Origin of the sequence: Sphingomonas sp. CFBP 13706 (assembly GCF_014842355.1) — a bacterium.
GTDB lineage: Bacteria > Pseudomonadota > Alphaproteobacteria > Sphingomonadales > Sphingomonadaceae > Sphingomonas > Sphingomonas aerolata.
Window position 1 is genome coordinate 83,170 of the sequence record NZ_JACYVM010000012.1, and the last position, 15,527, is coordinate 98,696.

Sequence of the window (15,527 nt, forward strand, 5' to 3'; positions counted from 1 at the left end):
GCTGTTCGACCGCTCAACTCAGATGTGACTACAAACACTCCTGTTAGATTACGTCATCATCTCAACGTGAAAAAGTCGCGATCAGAAGGTGATTCGCGCCACGCCGCTGATCTGACGATCGTTCGCAATCGAATCACGGGGGCGGGACTCAAGGCCATAATAGGTCTGCTGGATCGTATTCAACAGATTGACCCCGTTAAGCGTCAACGACAGATGTGGCGTCACGTTCGCCGTGATCGACGCGTCGAACTGACCCGACGCCTTTTGAAACACCGGCAGATTGCCCGATCCGTTGCCGGATGTGAGCCTCAGATACTTGCTGCGCCAGTTGTAGGCGACGCGCGCCGAGATAATGCCACGCTCGTAAATGCCGATCAGGTTATAATTGTACTTCGACAATCCTTGTAGCGGCAGCTGACGGACGGGGCCCTCGGTCGCTGGGCTAGGCGCCGATGAGTCGACGAAGGTGAAGTTCGCCTGCGCGCCCAGGCCTGCGAGCGGCCCCGGCAGGAAATCGTAGAATTGCTGATAGGCAACTTCAGCGCCCTTTACCTTGGCGTTGCTGACGTTGCTGTACGAGGTGACGTTGTATAGCGCGGTCTGGCCGTCGGTAAAGGTGACGTTACGCTGCGAGATGCCGGTCTGGATATAGTCCGAGATATCTTTGTAGAACCCGGCGACGGTGAGCGATCCGGTGCGCGAGAAATACCATTCGGCTGACGCATCGAGGTTTTTTGAGGTCATCGGCTTCAGATCAGGGTTGCCACCCGAGGTGTACTGCTCCTGCCGGATCTGTGCGATGCCCGGCTCGGTGATGTTCAGGCTCGGGTTGAGCTGGCTCAGCGTCGGGCGCGATATGTTCTTAGACAGCGCCAGACGAAGCTGCATCTTTTCAGTGAGATGTGCGCGCAGGTTCAAGCTCGGCAACACCGAGGTGTAGTTGTCGCTGCTCACGATCGGCACGAAGGTGGTAGGCCCGGTTACCTGCGGACCGCCGGCAACCGGGGTGACTAGGTCGGTCTGCTGATAGAAGCCGTCGACGTTCAGCTTGGTCCGCACCACGCGTACACCGATATTGCCGTCAATCGGCACGGGCAGTGTATCCGCTTTGAAGAAGGCAGTGGCATAGCCAGTATAGGTCTTCTGCGACTGGTTGCTTGTGCTGCTAGGCAGATAGGACGGCGTTGTCGGGATACCGAGTGTGCCAAGCGTCGTACCATAGTCACGCGTGATTCCGCGTGAGAACAGCAGCGCATTGCCGAATAGATCAGCGTCCCCCCGGAAGAACTTGCTGAAATTGCCGAATTCAAGCTGCGCAGGCACCGCGTTCAGGCCGGTGTAGCGATAGCCGGTGTCGCTCGAGCGGCTGGAGCGATCGGCATAGCGAGCACCGACCTTGATCGACTGCAGGACACCGCCGTCCAACTTGTACTCGGCATCGAGGCGGCCGGTCTTATCCTTGCCACGCGAGTTGCTCAGGTTATCAAGATAGAAAGCGGACGCGTAATTCGCGGGGTTCTCCAGTCCGCCGGGCGCGGTGATCTGGAACGAGGGGATGTCGCCGCTGATGTCTTGGACCAGCGTAGCATTGCCAACGCCGTTGAGGCCCACGATCGAGCGGAGGCCGTTCGTCTTTGAATCGACGAACTGGCCATCGGCGGTGATCGTTAGGCTCGCGCTCGGGCGCCATTTCGCGTTCAGCGAATAGTCGGTGGTCGTCGAGTGACGCTTTTCGAGGCTGGTGTTGGCCGCAAGGCGGATATCCCGGAACGATCCGCTTTGAAAATCGCCATTCGGGCCAAACGCGAACGCGGCGCCCGGGATTGGGACGACGTTCAACGCGCCTTCCGCAGGCTCCGCGAAGTAGCTGAAATCGTCATAGCGGAACTTGTAGTCGTTGCGGAACAGTTCGCCCGTGATCTCCAGCGTGTCAGTCGGCCGCCACTGCAGCGACGCGTCGATCCCGAACCGCCGGCGTGCGCCATTGACCTGGCCGATGCCGGTGCCGTGCGGAATGGTCGTGACCTGCCCAGTGCGACCAAGCGACGATAACGCCGCGAGGGATGCCGCGCGAATGATTGGATCAGGATCGTTCGGATCGAGCGTCTCGAACGGCTCCGTCGAGATCGTGTCCTGGCTAAACACGGTCTTCTGGTACGAAGCGCTGACGAGCAGGCCGAATTCGCCGATCCCGGTGTTCCAGCGATTGCTGACGAGCAGCGAAGCGGTCGGCTGGCTCTTGCGCGCGAGGTCGTAATAGGTGTTCGTCGCCGCGGCTGAGACCTTGAAGCCGCTGAAGTCGAACGGCTTGCGGGTACGGAAATTGATCGTACCGCTCAGCTGGTCCTCGATAAGGTCCGCCGACGGGTTCTTGTAGACGTCGATTCCGGCGAGCAATTCCGAAGGCACGTCCTCCAAACTCAGCGAACTGCTGTTGGCGCTAGCAGTGAAGATGTCGCGGCCATTCAGTTCGGTGCGGACCTGCGTCAGGCCACGGATCGCAACCGAGCTGCCCTCGCCGTAGTTACGCTGAATCTGGATGCCCGAAATGCGCTGCAGCGCCTCGGCGATGTTGCGGTCGGGCAGCTTGCCGATGTCTTCGGCAACGATCGAATCAACGATCTGCGCAGAGTTGCGCTTGATATTCTGGGCCGACTGAAGGCTGGCACGGACGCCGGTGACGACGATATCGGCTTGATCCTGCGCCGGTGTAGTGCCTTCGGCCTGAGCGCCGGCGACGCCCTCCTCCGCGCTAGGAGCAACCGTACCGCTCTGCTCCGATGCCGTCGGCACAGGTGTTGCCGTCTGCGCAGAGGCGGGCATAGCCCAGCCCAGTAGGAGCGCAACAACGGACGTCCCGGTTGCCAGATGCATTCCTCGAACGCGACGCGCAGCAGCCGAATCAATCATCGTGTAATCCTCTTCAGACCCCGGCTTCTCATGGCCAGAGCGCTGTACAATCCTATAAACCTGACAAAACGATTATGAAATATAAAAAGTGCTTTCATGTGTGAATCTTTGATGGCACCTCTGAACCGATCAGCGGTCTCGCAGAAGCCGTGATAAGGACGCTGGAGAGAAGGAATGGCCGACAAATCGCGCTATCAGGCGCCTGCCCTGACCAAGGGTCTTGAGATCCTGGAGATGCTCGCCTCTGCAGCCGGCCCGCTCAACATGTCCGACATATCCATCGCGCTTGGACGCTCCGTCAGTGAGATTTTCCGGATGCTGCAAGTGCTCGAAGAGCATCACTACATCACGCGCGGCGACGACGGCTATCGCCTCACCAACCGGCTCTTTGCGGTGAGCATGGGCCAGCCGCCGGTTCGCGATCTCGTTTCGACGGCCCTCCCCACGATGCACGACGTCGCGCGCAACACCGGACAGAGCTGCCATATGGCGGTTGCGTCGGGAGCCGAAATGGTGGTGATCACCGGGGTCGAGGCGCCCGGCTTATCGGGCTTTGCGGTGCGCGTGGGCTATCACCGTCCGTTATATAGTTCGGCCTCGGGGCGCATTCTGCTTGACTTCCAGCCGTCGGAAGCACGGCGAGCCATGCTGGAGGAGATTCGCCTGACCGGTGTAGCGATTGACGAAGCGGCGCTCGTTGCGCAGCTCAACAGGCTCGTCGCGGATGGTGGTGGCGCAACCGCAAGCCCTGTACTGACCGGCATCACCGATCTGTCGGTGCCAATCCTCACTGCTGGCTTCGCTCGCGCGGCGCTGACCGTGCCGTTCGTTGACGGTCCCGCCAGTCGCTTAACGCTGACAGCCTCGCAGAATGTGCTGCGCACGGCAGCCGCAGCGATCGCGGGACAACTTACGCCTGTGGTAAGGGACGGCGCCGGTGCTATCCAGCAGGTGGAGAGCGCAGCATGACCCCTTCCCGCCGAACTGTCTTGGGCGGAGGAGCGCTGATGGCGTTCGCCCGCCCTCTCGCCGCGCAGATCAGCGCGACGGACCAGGTAGTTGCGCTGTGGCCCGGGGCTCCACCCGGCAGCCGAGGAACGATCCCCGCGCGACGGATCGACGACCAATCGCAAGATCCCGCGCATCCCGATCGTTGGGTCACGGGCATCGCACAACCCGTGTTGATCGTGCGTCGTCCTGCGCGCGCAAATGGGTCTGCGGTGCTCGTCGTCCCCGGCGGGGGCTACGCTTTCCTGTCGTACGACAACGAGGGCACCTCGCAAGCGGCGTGGCTAAACGCGCGCGGGATCACCGCGTTCATACTAATGTACCGCCTGCCCGGTGAAGGGTGGGACGACCGTTCCGACGTGCCACTGCAGGACGCGCAGCGTGCGATGCGCCTGATCCGCAGCCGCGCCGCGGATTTCGGCGTGCGGGCCGATCGTCTCGCAGTGGTCGGTTTTTCGGCAGGTGGCCACCTCGCAGGCTTGCTTGCTACGCACCATGCGCGGGCGGTGTACGCACCTGTCGACTCCGCAGACGGACAGAGCGCCCGTCCCGATCTTGCTGCGCTGGTATACCCGGTGATCAGCCTGTACGAACCCTATACGCATGCCGGCTCGCGCGATCAGCTGTTGGGGGCCGAAGCTATGCTCGAAACGCGCCGCCGGTATTCGGTCGAACACTGCGTCGACGCGAACACCCCGCCGACCTTCCTCGTTCATGCCGCCGACGATGGTCTCGTGCCCCCGGCGAACAGCATCGCGATGTTCGGCGCGATGACTGACGCCAAACGCCCGGTCGCACTGCACATCTTCGAGGACGGGGGGCACGGCTTCGGCAGTCGGCTGCCCGCCGACCGCTCGGCGATGGCATGGCCCGCGCTGTTCATGACGTTCGCTGCGCGCCACGGCCTCCTCGGATGAAGGTCGGCGTCTTCGTATTGGCCTTGTTGTCGAGCGCGGCCGTGGCGCAAGGTTATCAAAGCTCGCCCGAGCGCAGAGTCGTCGTGGAGCGGGACTGGGGCCAGTGGCTTGGGCCCTTCCGCGCCAAGCTCGTCCCAAGCCTGATGCAGGATTTTGGTGAACGTTACATCTACCGGCAAGCCAATGCCGCTCTCCCCACCCGCAAACCCGGCCAGCGTCGCGTAGTGTTCCTCGGCGATTCGATCACTGACCGCTGGAACCTGTCGGCCAGCTTTCCCGGCCAGCCCTATATTAATCGCGGCATCGGCAGCCAGGTCACAGCGCAGATGATCCTGCGCTTCCATCAAGACGTAATCGCGCTGCACCCGCGGGCGGTCGTGATCCTCGCCGGCGTCAACGACGTGCAGGGCTTCCTGCAACAGGAAACACCCGAGCAGATCAAGACCAACTGGGAAGCAATGGCCGACTTAGCCGACGCGCACCACATTAAGGTCGTGTTCGGATCGCTGCTCCCGGTGAACGACTATACCGAAGCCGCGCGCAACGTGGTCGGGGAGCGCAAGCCTGACGAACTACTTGCGCTCAACACCTGGCTGCGCGTCTTCTGCGCTGAGCGCGGTTATGCCTATGCCGATTACTACGCTGCCCTGGTTGATGCCCGAGGCATGCTCGGCCGCTCGTACACAACCGACGGCATTCACCCGCTCCCTAGCGGCTATGCCCGCATGACTCCCATCGCCTCGCGCGCGATCGCCGCTGCGCTTGCAAGGAACTGATATGCGCATCCAAACCCTCACGGCGCTGCTCGCCGCCATCTCGTGCTTGGCCCCCGGTGCCGCGCAGACCAAGGTCCCCGGCGATCCTTATGCCGACGACCTCGTCGGCATCGTCGCAGATCCGTGCCCGACGCACCCCAGACCCGCCGCCGACTATCAGATGTACAATCTGCATATGCTAACGCGCGATCACGGGCAGCTGTGCCGCGACGCCGCGCAGAACGCTGCGCTCAAGACCCCCGTGCGTGTCGTGTTCATGGGTGACTCGATCACCGACAACTGGATCGGCGCCGATGCGTCGCCGTTTACCAACGGCCTGGTCGACCGCGGGATCAGCGGCCAGACCTCGCCGCAGATGCTGATCCGTTTCCGCAACGACGTAATCCTACTTCATCCGACCGCGGTTCACATTATGGCAGGCACAAACGACATTGCTGGCAACACCGGTGCTGTGACGATGGCAACCGTCGAGGGCAATATCACCGGCATGGCCGAACTGGCGCGCGCGTACGGCATCAAGGTCATCCTCGCGTCGGTTCCGCCCGCCGCCGCCTTCCCCTGGAGCCCCGCGAAGCGGCCCGTCTCGCAGATCGCCGCGCTTAACACCTGGTTGCGCGGCTATGCCAAGGTGCACGGGCATAGCTAAGTCGACTATCATGCCGCGCTAACCACGGCCGAGGGCGGCATGAAGCCGGGCCTTTCGACCGACGGCGTCCACCCTACCCCCGCCGGCTACGCCATCATGAAAACCCTCGCGCTCGCCGCGATCGCAAAGACGTTGGGATCCGACAAATGACCTATAATCGCCGCGGCTTTCTCGCCGGCACCGCCGCCCTGAGCCTTGCCACCGCCGCCCGCGCAGCCAGCCCGATGGGCCGCGCGAGCGGTCCGGTGCAGGCAAACTGGCCCTCGCTCGTCGACAATTACCGCTACCCCGACTGGTTCCGCGACGCGAAGCTCGGGCTGTGGTCGCATTGGGGCCCGCAGGCGGTGCCCGAGCAGGGGGATTGGTACGGCCGCTTCATGTATATGCAGGGCCATCCGATGTACGAGCATCACCTCAAGGCCTACGGCCATCCGTCGGTTGCCGGGATGAAGGATCTGCAGCACGCCTGGAAGGCCGAGCGCTGGGACCCGCAGGCGCTGATGGACCGCTACGTGAGGGCCGGCGCTAAATATTTCGTCGCGCTCGCGACGCATCACGATAATCTTGATTGCTACGACAGTCGCTACCACGCGTGGAACTCGCTACGGGTTGGGCCGAAGCGCGACATCGTCGGCGAATGGGAAAAGATTGCGCGTGCCGCCGGCCTTAAATTCGGCGTGTCGAACCACGCGGCGCACGCCTGGCACTGGTACCAGCCCGCCTATGGCTACGACCCGATCGGTGCCAAGAAGGGTGTCCGCTACGATGCTTTCACGCAAGCCAAGGCGGACGGCAAAGGCCAATGGTGGGAAGGACTCGACCCGCAGGAGCTCTACACCGGCGGTCATGCCGTGCTCCCCGACGGCATCGACACGATCGAGGCGATGAACGCCTGGCACGACAAGAATAACGGCCGGTGGGTCGAAACCGGTCCCAAGGACGACCCTGCCTATGTCACGCGCTGGCTGCTTCGCCAGACTGATTTGGTCGAGAAATACAAGCCAGACCTTGTCTATTTCGACGATTATGGGCTGCCGTTCGGCCCCGTCGGGCTTGAGGCAGCAGCGGATTATTATAACCGCTCGATCCAATGGCACGGCAAGATCGACGTCGTGCTGACCGGCAAGCAGCTGAAGCCGAACGAACGCTTCGGCATCGTCCAGGACGTCGAAAAGGGCTTCACCGATCATCTGTGGGACGAGCCGTGGCAGACAGACACGTGCCTCGGCGACTGGTTCTACAACGTCGCACGCCTCAACGATCGCAGCTACAAGACCGCCGAGGAGGTGATACAGCGCCTCGCCGACGTCGTATCCAAAAACGGCAATCTGCTCCTCTCTGTACCGCAGCCTGGCGACGGCTCGATAGACTCGGAAGAGGAGAAGATCCTCGACGGCATGGCAGCCTGGGTCGCAACCAACGGCGAAGCGATCTTTGGCTCGCGACCTTGGCGCATTTACGGCGAAGGTCCCACCAAGCTTGCAGTTGGCATGCAGAACGAGGCGACTGCCAAGCCGTTCACGCTGCGGGACATACGCTTCACGACTAACAGGAGTGCACTCTACGCACTATTCCTCGCCCCCCCGCGCGGCCCTGCGACGATTGCGTCACTTGGAACGGGACGCACAGCGGGGGAGATCGAGCGGGTATCACTGCTCGGCGGTGGCACATTGAAGCATCGCCGCGACGCCGCCGGACTGCATCTGGACCTACCGGCGTACACGGGCTTTGTCCCAGCAGTCCGAATCGAGGGGCGTGGGTTGGTGTGACCCCCTCAGCAAGCCGGCGCGTGGACCAAATGGTCCCGGCCTAGGCCGAGACCCGGTTCCAACTACGCGCGAGCCTTTGCAAAAGAAGTAATGGAAGCGGACGTCTATTTGTACACCCCCATCGTAACTTTAAGCAGCGTCGGTCGATTGACGATGTTGAGTCCGTAATCCGTTTGATCCCCGTTCCACACACGGGTGGTAGTCCAACGCTCATCGGTCAACGTCCCCTCCTCGACCCGCAGCATCATGCCCTTGGCGGGCCCTCCGGTCTTCGCGCTGAAGTTCAGGCGGACATAATCCCCCGCGACCAAGAACTCGGTCGGCGATAGTTGTGCGACGACCGCGCCTCCGACGGGCTGATCGGCCCAGCAGGGCTTGTCGGACTTGATCCAGGTCCATTCTTTCTGTCCGAACGGCCACTGCCCAAAGCTCGCCGTAATCGACCAATCGCCCATCACGGTCGACTGCGCTGCGCCGTCTTCACCCTTGGCAACGCCCCAGGTTGGATGCGTGAGCGCAACGCCCGCCCATTCTCGTGCGATCGGCGCGAACAGCGCATATTTCCTGCCGATCGCACCTAGCGTCTCGTCATCGAGCGTTTTCGCGCCGAGGGGATAGTTGGAATATCCCGTGTCATCCATCCCGAACGGCGCATAGCCGATCGCGTCGCGCCCCAGCGCCGGCCAGAAGAACCGCGCAAAATCCTTCGCGTTGCCGATCTCAGGCACCAACAGCGCGTTGTCGGGCCGCGCATAGGCGCTCAGATACGCAATTACATTGTCGTGTTTGCGATCGTAGATGTCGGGCGCCGCGGCATCGATCGACGGTGCCGCCGCCTTCCAGATGTCGAGCACGTCCTGCTGCGGGCCGCCGCTCGCGACGCCGTTGGGATCGGGCACGTTCGAGGGGCCTGCGAGCGACGCGTTCACATACATCGGCAGCGGCTTTACCGCCTTTCCCGCCGCGGCGATCACATTAACGAAGCGCGCGACGTGCCAAGTGTTAAACGCGCGGTCCGCCTGCACGCCGAACACCGCGCTCCACGTCCCAGGCGCCTTGCCGAGCGCCTTTATAAGCTGCGCCGGGACCGCCTGTGCGAACAACGCATTCGCCTTCGCACTGTAATCACGCGGATTACTGTAGCTCCCCGTCTCGTTTTCCGGCTGGACCATGATCACCGTGTTCTGCGGATCATGCGACTTAAGATAAGTCATCAGCGCAACGAACGCCTTCTTGTCCGCCTCCATCGTCGTGGAGAACATCGCCGAAAGGACGCCGTGATCCTTGCCGTCGCGCGTCTTCATTCGCGGGAAACGTATATTGTCGAGTTTTACCCAATCGGGCGTGTACGCCAAGGACGTGTTCTTCCACGTTCCGAACCAGAGCAGGACGACGCGCTTGTCGTGCGCGCGTGCCTGGTCAAGCAGCGCCTGCACGAAGGAAAAGTCGAACTTCCCCTCGACCGGCTCGATCTGCTGCCAGGCGACCGGCATTTCGAGCGTGTTGGCGTGCATCCGGTCGAGCATGGGCCAGACTGCTGGCAGCTGCGAGACATAGTTGCTCGAATTGTTGGCCTGCGCGGCCAGCATCAAGAATGGTGCGCCGTCAACAATCAGCGCGTGACGCCCGTCGCGCGCCTCGATCTTTGGAATTGGCGTCGACTGCGCGCATGCCGCGCCGGACACGAGCAGGGCTAGGGTTGCAAGTGCGATACGCATGAAATTCCTCTCCAGACGGAGCCCCTATGGTCCCGACATTATCTGTACAACCAACCATGGGTGCGCTGGTGAACATGGATATCATAAGTGAAAATATGGAACTTCCAACCGCGCCGTAGCATTTCAAGCACATTGCTCACTAGATAGAATGCCGTCGCGCTCGTTCGCGTCGTCAAAGGCCAAATAAGGTGTCCAGCATGTCTAGTCGCACAGTCGCGCAACTGTAACACCGCTTGGTCGCGGCAGATGCGCTTCGACATGATCTGCGAAGCGAACGACATAGAGCACCGGCTCACCAAGGCTCTCCCGAGCTCAGTTAAGGGGCCGATCCATCCCTACCATCTCTGGACCAACGGACAAGTCGAGCGGATGAACTGCACGATCAAGGAGGCGACCGCCAAACGCTTCCATTACGATAGCCACGAGCAGTTGCCTGTGCACCTCGCCAACCTCATGGCGGCCTATTATTTTGCCCGTCGCCTCAAGACGCTCAATGGCCTCACGCCTTACAAATACATTGCAAGATCTGGACGTCAGAGCCGGACAGACTCATTGTTGATCTGATCCACCAGATGCCGGGACCAAACACCTAGCAGGGTTTCGTAGCGGTCGGCGATCAGCCAGCGCTGACAGATCAATCTACCCGCCTATTACGCTCCGTCTTTTGCGCAAACGGCAGCCGCTAATTCCCGCCTCAACGGCCGATCGGCGATGGAGCTTAGTTCGACAGGTCTTGATAGCCCTGCTTCTACAAAAGAACGTCGATCTGACAAGGCCAGCACCCGCATCGAGCGCTCTGCACAATCGACCTCAATGCGACCGTAACCTACTTTCTCGGCAAGCTCCTTGCGGATGACGGCTATACGCGTGCCATGTAACAATCGCGCTCGCGATTTGATTAGAAAATATCGTGCTTCCTTATCGGACGGCGCTCGAATCAGTTTTTCCTGAGGTTCTCGGCTTCCCCTGCAAGCTGGGCATCCGAGGATTGTGCCAATTGTCGCAGCACACGTTCACGGTCAGGCGTACGGTCGCCACATCCGATCAATGAGACACAGGCAATCATGAGGGTTAAAAAGCAGCGAGCCGGCATCGAATGCCACATAACGGATCGCTGACCAGCAGTCCGGTATTTAATGATGGCACGCAGTTCGGGGCGGTCTCACTTTCCGTGTGCGCCCCGCCAAGCTCCAGGCAATGGCTTACATTACCCTCATGTCGCATGCATTCCGGGCCGCCTCACCCAATTGGATGCCATATTGCGGCCGCAGGCGGACTGATCCGCGATCGGGATCAATGGGCAAGGGTATCGAATGACGGACTTGTCAGGGGACGACCGAAACGGGTTCGCCCGTCCCGCGCCAATGGAGCGCGGGTTCAACCATCTGATCGCAGGCGGTCATTTTGAACGGAAGTTCGGGCGATGGCCGCTTCCCCCGAATGATGCCGCCGCAACGATCAACGACCTGATCTTCGCCCGCATAATCAACCCCAATTGGTCGGCGCTCCAGCGTACGTTCGTTGACAAGGGCACTGCCAAGGCGATGGCGACGCGATCATGCCCGGCTTTGCGCGTGCTCGAAACGCTGGCGGTCATCCCGATGGCGGGTGTGCGATCCGTCGACCGCCTCCACGAGCTGCTGCGGCCGTTCATTGGAACCCCTGCGATCGCCAAGCCGACCCATGCCAGTGGATCGCCCGTCTTTCTGCGGAACGTCACCTCGCCGGCAGATCTTGCGGCGATGCACCAGCTGGCATCAATCGATTATGCGCTCGTGATGCGCGAGATGCAGTATTGGAACCTGCCGCGGCAGATCATCGTCGAAACGCTGGTGCCCGCCCATAACTCCGCCCCGCCCGACGATTACAAGTTTCATTGCATCCACGGCGAACCGTTGCTGTGCCAGGTCGATCACGCCCGGTTCGGTACGGCATGGAGCCGCCTGTTCCAAGTGCCAGGGTTCGAGCCCATGGACGCAGACGACGGGTTCACGACCCCGGAAGATTACTGGCTTCCAGATGCTGGTCGCCTTGCTGAGATGACCGCGGCGCCTCGAGCACTGGCGGCACCGTTCGATTTCGTCCGCGTTGACCTCTATGACGGGGCGGACGGCATCTATTTCGGGGAACTGACGTTCACACCGGCAGCTTCGCTTGGCATCGCGCCATCATCTGCCGGGTGCCACCGGGAAACTCCGACCCATCGCGAATACAGCCGCACGCTGATGCGGGCGTTCAGGCGCGAGGGCTGACGGGCGTCAGCATCAAGCGGGACGCACCACGCAGGCCCCCACCGCCGCGATCCGCTCTACACTGGCACAGGCGGGGGTCGCCAGCTCCTCGCCGAAGATGACGGGGTAGAGCTCGTGATACCCCAGGCTGCATCCGTGCCAGCCAGCGCCGCCTCCAGATGCGGGCGCAGGACATTTGCCCGTCCACGACCGACACGCCGGTATGCAGGATCAACCGTTCGCTCGGTCTATTACAGGCCTCGCCGACACCGATCTGCTCGATCGCGCCGACATTTTCACAGTCGCGCTCCGCGCGCCAATCGGGATATGGCATTCTTTGGAATGCAACGGCGCAATATCAGTTTCAAAGGCAGGGCGACCGGACGAAGGTAACCCTATGTGCCGACGATGAGCTCAACTCGTCGTCGGTGACGCGGATCGCCAGACTATGCCGCCTAAGCTATCCTTGGCATGGCTCGTTCCTGGGCATAAAGCGTGTTGTATTTGACTAACCTATAGCCATAACGAGCCAGCCATCATGCAGATCATCGTCCGCGACAACAACGTCGACCAAGCCTTGCGCGCCCTGAAAAAGAAGCTGCAGCGTGAAGGGGTGTACCGTGAGATGAAGCTGCGCCGGCATTATGAGAAGCCGTCCGAGAAACGGGCGCGCGAACATGCCGCGGCCGTCAGTCGTGCGCGGAAGGCGGATCGCAAGCGCGCCGAACGCGATAATTGAACGACAACGCGATCGTGCCGTTGATCGGTATGCGGGTAGATGAGATTGGTACATTGATCCGCGACGGTGGCGCCTTTTACCTGCGGCGGGACCTTGGGGGTCGCTACGAATTGGAATTGCAGCGCCATTCGACCTCGTAGAGAAGCGGGTTCGTCTGGTCGGCACGCTTGTCGGCCCCGCTCTCGTGAATGCCGATGGAGTAGCCCCCAACTAAGTGATTGAAGTTGGAAAGTAGTCACGCCAACGGCTCAACGCATTCGTGATTGAACCTGACTCATCCCGGTTGCCTCGAAACGGCTGTCGAGCATCATCATGTTATGGGACAAATCATCACGCACGCCTGCGGGCATGAGCAGATTCACTATCTTTCCGGCTTTGCCAGCCAGCAGGAGCGCAAAGCCCGCTGGCTGAAGGCAACCAAGTGTCGCAACTGTTTCGTCGCGACCAAGCAAGGTGAGCAGGCGGAGGCGGCGGTTCGTAACAGTGCAGCCATTGCCCACCTAGACCTTCCCTTGCTCACAGGCAGTGATCGCCAGGTTGCTTGGGCGACAACCCTACGGGCCAGCCGCTTTTGCGCGCTCATGGCGAATTCGGGCACAGACGGAAACGGCCGCCATGTTTGTGCCGTCGTAATTGATGCGAAGTGGTGGATAGACCACCGCGCCCTGTCAGATGCTGAATTAGTCGCAGAAGCCGAACGCTACGGAGCCGCAACCGACACGTCGGTGGGCGGAAAGATCAAATCGGGCCTACCGCCAGCTGTCTGACGACGGCTTATTCCACTGTCGTCGAAGCACGAACTTTAAGCTGGATCCGTCCTCCGACGACACCCCCTTGGTTAATGAAACGCCTGCTTTCGCACGATGCAGAGCTGTCACTCGCTTGACCTGCGCAATGCTGCATTCGGCCAGCTCGGCCGTCCTAACAATGCTCATGCCAGCGTCACGAAGCGCGATAATGCGGCGATGGTGCGCGAGGTCAGGCTTCCGCCCAGTATACCGGCCTTCCCGCTTGGCAATCTCGATCCCTTCGCGCTGGCGTTCACGACGGGTCTCGTAATCGTCGCGGGCGGTCTGAACCGCTACCCGTAACAGCATATCCTGCACCGCCTCGAGCACGATCCGGGCAACACCAGAACTATCGGCAACGAGGTCGGACAAATCAACGATCCCCGGCACCGCGAGCTTAGCTTCCTTCCCTCTGATCGTCGCGACTAACAACTCCGCCTCGGGCAAAAGCAGACGACTGATCCGATCGATCTTCTCCGCGACAACCACCTCACCAGGCTGGAGGTCGGCAACCATGCGCAGCAGTTCTGGCCGGTCCGGTCGTGCACCTATGCTTTTTCCCGGTAGACTGCTGCCACATAGTACCCAGCTCCTCGCGCCCCGGCGACTATCACTTCCTGGCGAGCGAGATCCTGCTCCTCAGTACTCACGCGCAGATACCCCCGCGTGGCCTTGATCATGTTCCGCTTTTCCTGCTCGCTCATCTCATCCGGCTTTCTTGGGTATCCCCATGATAGCTTGAGCTGATGAGCATGACTACTAAACCCGACCAGCCATACTATGTAGCCTAGCTATCTAGCCGACCTTGCGAGCCAATGATCACTCTCTGAACGTCGATGCGAAGATTTCGATATCAGACCGGCGTATCGCAGGTTATCCGGCAATGACTGACGTGACCCCCGCCTTTCATCCAGCTGCAACCAGAGACCGACCGTTGTTGTCGCGCAGGAGCGCGGGTGAAGCAACGGTCGGGTTTAAATCCGACCGTTGCTTTTCGAGTTCTGCCGCAAAGGCGGCCGGTGTGGCGTAGCCGAGCGAGGAGTGTGGCCGCTCTGTGTTGTAGTCCTCGACCCAGCGGGCGAGGATCGTGCGCGCCTGGCGGACCGTGAAGAACAGCGTCTCATTGAGTAGCTCGTCGCGCATGCGGCCGTTGAAGCTCTCGACGAACCCGTTCTGCGTCGGTTTGCCCGGAGCGATATAGTGCCACTCGACGCCGGCATCGCCCGACCACGCCAGCACCGCATTTGAGGTCAACTCGGTGCCATTGTCGCTGACTATCATCTTGGGCGCGCCACGCTCGGCGATCAGGTTGCCCAGCTCGCGCACCACCCGCTTGCCCGAGATCGAGGTGTCGAGCACCGCCCGCAGACACTCCCGCGTCACGTCGTCAACGATGTTGAGGATACGGAACCGCCGCCCCGTGGCCATCTGATCATGAACGAAGTCCAGGCTCCAGCGCTGGTTGGGTGGCGCCAGCACCGGCGCAGGTGCCCGCGCGCCGACGGCGCGATTTCGTCCCTTCCGGCGACGGACTGTCAGACCTTCCTCGCGGTAAAGCCGCTGTGTCTTCTTGCGGTTGATCATGATGCCCTCCCGCCGCAGCAGGATGTGCAACCGCCGATAGCCGAACCGTCGGCGCTGCTGCGCAAGCTCACGCAGACGCGACCGAAGGTCGCCATCATCTGCCCGGCTTGAACGATACCGCATGCTCGTGCGATCCGCCCCGACGACAGCACACGCCCGCCGCTCGCTCATCCCCAGCGCCGTCTGGAGATGCGCGACCGCTTCCCGCTTCGCGGCAGGCGTCACCATTTTTTTGAAAGCAGGTCCTTCAGACCTGCGTTGTCCAGCATCGTATCCGCCAGCAGTCGCTTGAGCCGGGCGTTCTCCTCCTCGAGCGCCCGCAGCCGCTTCGCATCGGACACCTCCAGACCACCGAACTTGGCCTTCCAGGCGTAATAGGTGGCGCTAGGTGTTTGATCCCACGGTTTGATGGTGCGATCCTTTCGTTGGAATGGAAGGAAG

At 61.4% G+C, this 15,527-nt stretch carries 13 protein-coding genes and 1 pseudogene; 10 read left to right on the forward strand and 4 right to left on the reverse strand.

What is annotated here, in order from left to right; genetic code table 11:
- Positions 1 to 81 precede the first annotated feature (81 nt).
- A complete protein-coding gene (locus tag IFS44_RS17480; RefSeq protein WP_244650398.1) occupies positions 82 to 2,910 on the reverse strand; it encodes a TonB-dependent receptor in 2,829 nt (942 codons plus the stop codon).
- 174 nt (positions 2,911 to 3,084) lie between these two features.
- Here IFS44_RS17480 and IFS44_RS17485 point away from each other — a divergent pair, with 174 nt between their 5' ends.
- From IFS44_RS17485 to IFS44_RS17505, 5 genes are all read left to right on the forward strand, one after another.
- Positions 3,085 to 3,879 carry an IclR family transcriptional regulator gene (locus IFS44_RS17485; RefSeq protein WP_192099407.1) on the forward strand — a complete coding sequence of 265 codons (795 nt, stop codon included), beginning with the start codon at positions 3,085 to 3,087 and terminating at the stop codon, positions 3,877 to 3,879.
- Between the two features lie 38 nt (positions 3,880 to 3,917).
- Complete coding sequence (locus IFS44_RS17490) at positions 3,918 to 4,835, forward strand: alpha/beta hydrolase (RefSeq protein WP_244650399.1); 918 nt, start codon at positions 3,918 to 3,920, stop codon at positions 4,833 to 4,835.
- A complete protein-coding gene (locus IFS44_RS17495; RefSeq protein WP_192099409.1) occupies positions 4,832 to 5,611 on the forward strand; it encodes a GDSL-type esterase/lipase family protein in 780 nt (259 codons plus the stop codon). Before IFS44_RS17490 ends, IFS44_RS17495 begins: the two co-directional genes overlap by 4 nt.
- Position 5,612: 1 nt before the next feature.
- Positions 5,613 to 6,257, forward strand: a complete 645-nt coding sequence (locus IFS44_RS17500; RefSeq protein ID WP_244650400.1) for a GDSL-type esterase/lipase family protein — start codon at positions 5,613 to 5,615, stop codon at positions 6,255 to 6,257.
- A gap of 146 nt (positions 6,258 to 6,403) precedes the next feature.
- The gene (locus IFS44_RS17505) at positions 6,404 to 8,026 is read left to right on the forward strand and encodes an alpha-L-fucosidase (RefSeq protein WP_192099410.1); all 1,623 of its coding nucleotides are present in this window, start codon (positions 6,404 to 6,406) and stop codon (positions 8,024 to 8,026) included.
- Positions 8,027 to 8,130: 104 nt separating this feature from the next.
- Here the strand turns inward: IFS44_RS17505 and IFS44_RS17510 are convergent, their stop codons facing one another.
- Positions 8,131 to 9,744, reverse strand: a complete 1,614-nt coding sequence (locus tag IFS44_RS17510; RefSeq protein ID WP_192099411.1) for a DUF5597 domain-containing protein — start codon at positions 9,742 to 9,744, stop codon at positions 8,131 to 8,133.
- Between the two features lie 252 nt (positions 9,745 to 9,996).
- Between IFS44_RS17510 and IFS44_RS17515 the strand changes: the two are divergent.
- The 5 genes and pseudogenes from IFS44_RS17515 to IFS44_RS17530 form a co-directional block, all read left to right on the forward strand.
- Positions 9,997 to 10,337, forward strand: a pseudogene (locus IFS44_RS17515) (integrase core domain-containing protein); the annotation flags it as partial.
- A 720-nt stretch (positions 10,338 to 11,057) separates the two neighbouring features.
- The gene (locus IFS44_RS17520) at positions 11,058 to 11,996 is read left to right on the forward strand and encodes an ATP-grasp fold amidoligase family protein (RefSeq protein ID WP_192099412.1); all 939 of its coding nucleotides are present in this window, start codon (positions 11,058 to 11,060) and stop codon (positions 11,994 to 11,996) included.
- A gap of 517 nt (positions 11,997 to 12,513) precedes the next feature.
- Positions 12,514 to 12,714: a 30S ribosomal protein S21 gene (gene rpsU / locus IFS44_RS17525; RefSeq protein ID WP_031393196.1), complete on the forward strand. Its 201-nt coding sequence runs from the start codon at positions 12,514 to 12,516 to the stop codon at positions 12,712 to 12,714.
- A 29-nt stretch (positions 12,715 to 12,743) separates the two neighbouring features.
- Complete coding sequence (locus IFS44_RS22975; RefSeq protein WP_446740775.1) at positions 12,744 to 12,854, forward strand: DUF5818 domain-containing protein; 111 nt, start codon at positions 12,744 to 12,746, stop codon at positions 12,852 to 12,854.
- A 123-nt stretch (positions 12,855 to 12,977) separates the two neighbouring features.
- Entirely contained in the window at positions 12,978 to 13,481 is a 504-nt protein-coding gene (locus IFS44_RS17530) for a hypothetical protein (RefSeq protein ID WP_192099413.1), read from the forward strand.
- Here the strand turns inward: IFS44_RS17530 and IFS44_RS17535 are convergent.
- Positions 13,464 to 14,018, reverse strand: coding sequence for a helix-turn-helix domain-containing protein (locus IFS44_RS17535; RefSeq protein ID WP_446740691.1), 555 nt, complete (start codon positions 14,016 to 14,018; stop codon positions 13,464 to 13,466). The genes IFS44_RS17530 and IFS44_RS17535 overlap by 18 nt on opposite strands.
- Before the next feature lie 390 nt (positions 14,019 to 14,408).
- A protein-coding gene (locus IFS44_RS17540; RefSeq protein WP_192099414.1) for an IS3 family transposase occupies positions 14,409 to 15,527 on the reverse strand; the annotation gives its coding sequence in 2 pieces (ribosomal slippage) (positions 14,409 to 15,322 and positions 15,322 to 15,527; 1,120 coding nt annotated over the 2 pieces). This gene is flagged as partial in the annotation.

What these genes read in the sequence shown, in the direction of transcription:
- IFS44_RS17480 (WP_244650398.1), bottom strand. Translation starts at nt 2,910, where the DNA reads ATGATTGATTCGGCTGCTGCGCGTCGCGTTCGAGGAATGCATCTGGCA.
- IFS44_RS17485 (WP_192099407.1), top strand. Translation starts at nt 3,085, where the DNA reads ATGGCCGACAAATCGCGCTATCAGGCGCCTGCCCTGACCAAGGGTCTT.
- IFS44_RS17490 (WP_244650399.1), top strand. Translation starts at nt 3,918, where the DNA reads ATGGCGTTCGCCCGCCCTCTCGCCGCGCAGATCAGCGCGACGGACCAG.
- IFS44_RS17495 (WP_192099409.1), top strand. Translation starts at nt 4,832, where the DNA reads ATGAAGGTCGGCGTCTTCGTATTGGCCTTGTTGTCGAGCGCGGCCGTG.
- IFS44_RS17500 (WP_244650400.1), top strand. Translation starts at nt 5,613, where the DNA reads ATGCGCATCCAAACCCTCACGGCGCTGCTCGCCGCCATCTCGTGCTTG.
- IFS44_RS17505 (WP_192099410.1), top strand. Translation starts at nt 6,404, where the DNA reads ATGACCTATAATCGCCGCGGCTTTCTCGCCGGCACCGCCGCCCTGAGC.
- IFS44_RS17510 (WP_192099411.1), bottom strand. Translation starts at nt 9,744, where the DNA reads ATGCGTATCGCACTTGCAACCCTAGCCCTGCTCGTGTCCGGCGCGGCA.
- IFS44_RS17520 (WP_192099412.1), top strand. Translation starts at nt 11,058, where the DNA reads ATGACGGACTTGTCAGGGGACGACCGAAACGGGTTCGCCCGTCCCGCG.
- rpsU (WP_031393196.1), top strand. Translation starts at nt 12,514, where the DNA reads ATGCAGATCATCGTCCGCGACAACAACGTCGACCAAGCCTTGCGCGCC.
- IFS44_RS22975 (WP_446740775.1), top strand. Translation starts at nt 12,744, where the DNA reads ATGCGGGTAGATGAGATTGGTACATTGATCCGCGACGGTGGCGCCTTT.
- IFS44_RS17535 (WP_446740691.1), bottom strand. Translation starts at nt 14,018, where the DNA reads ATGGTTGCCGACCTCCAGCCTGGTGAGGTGGTTGTCGCGGAGAAGATC.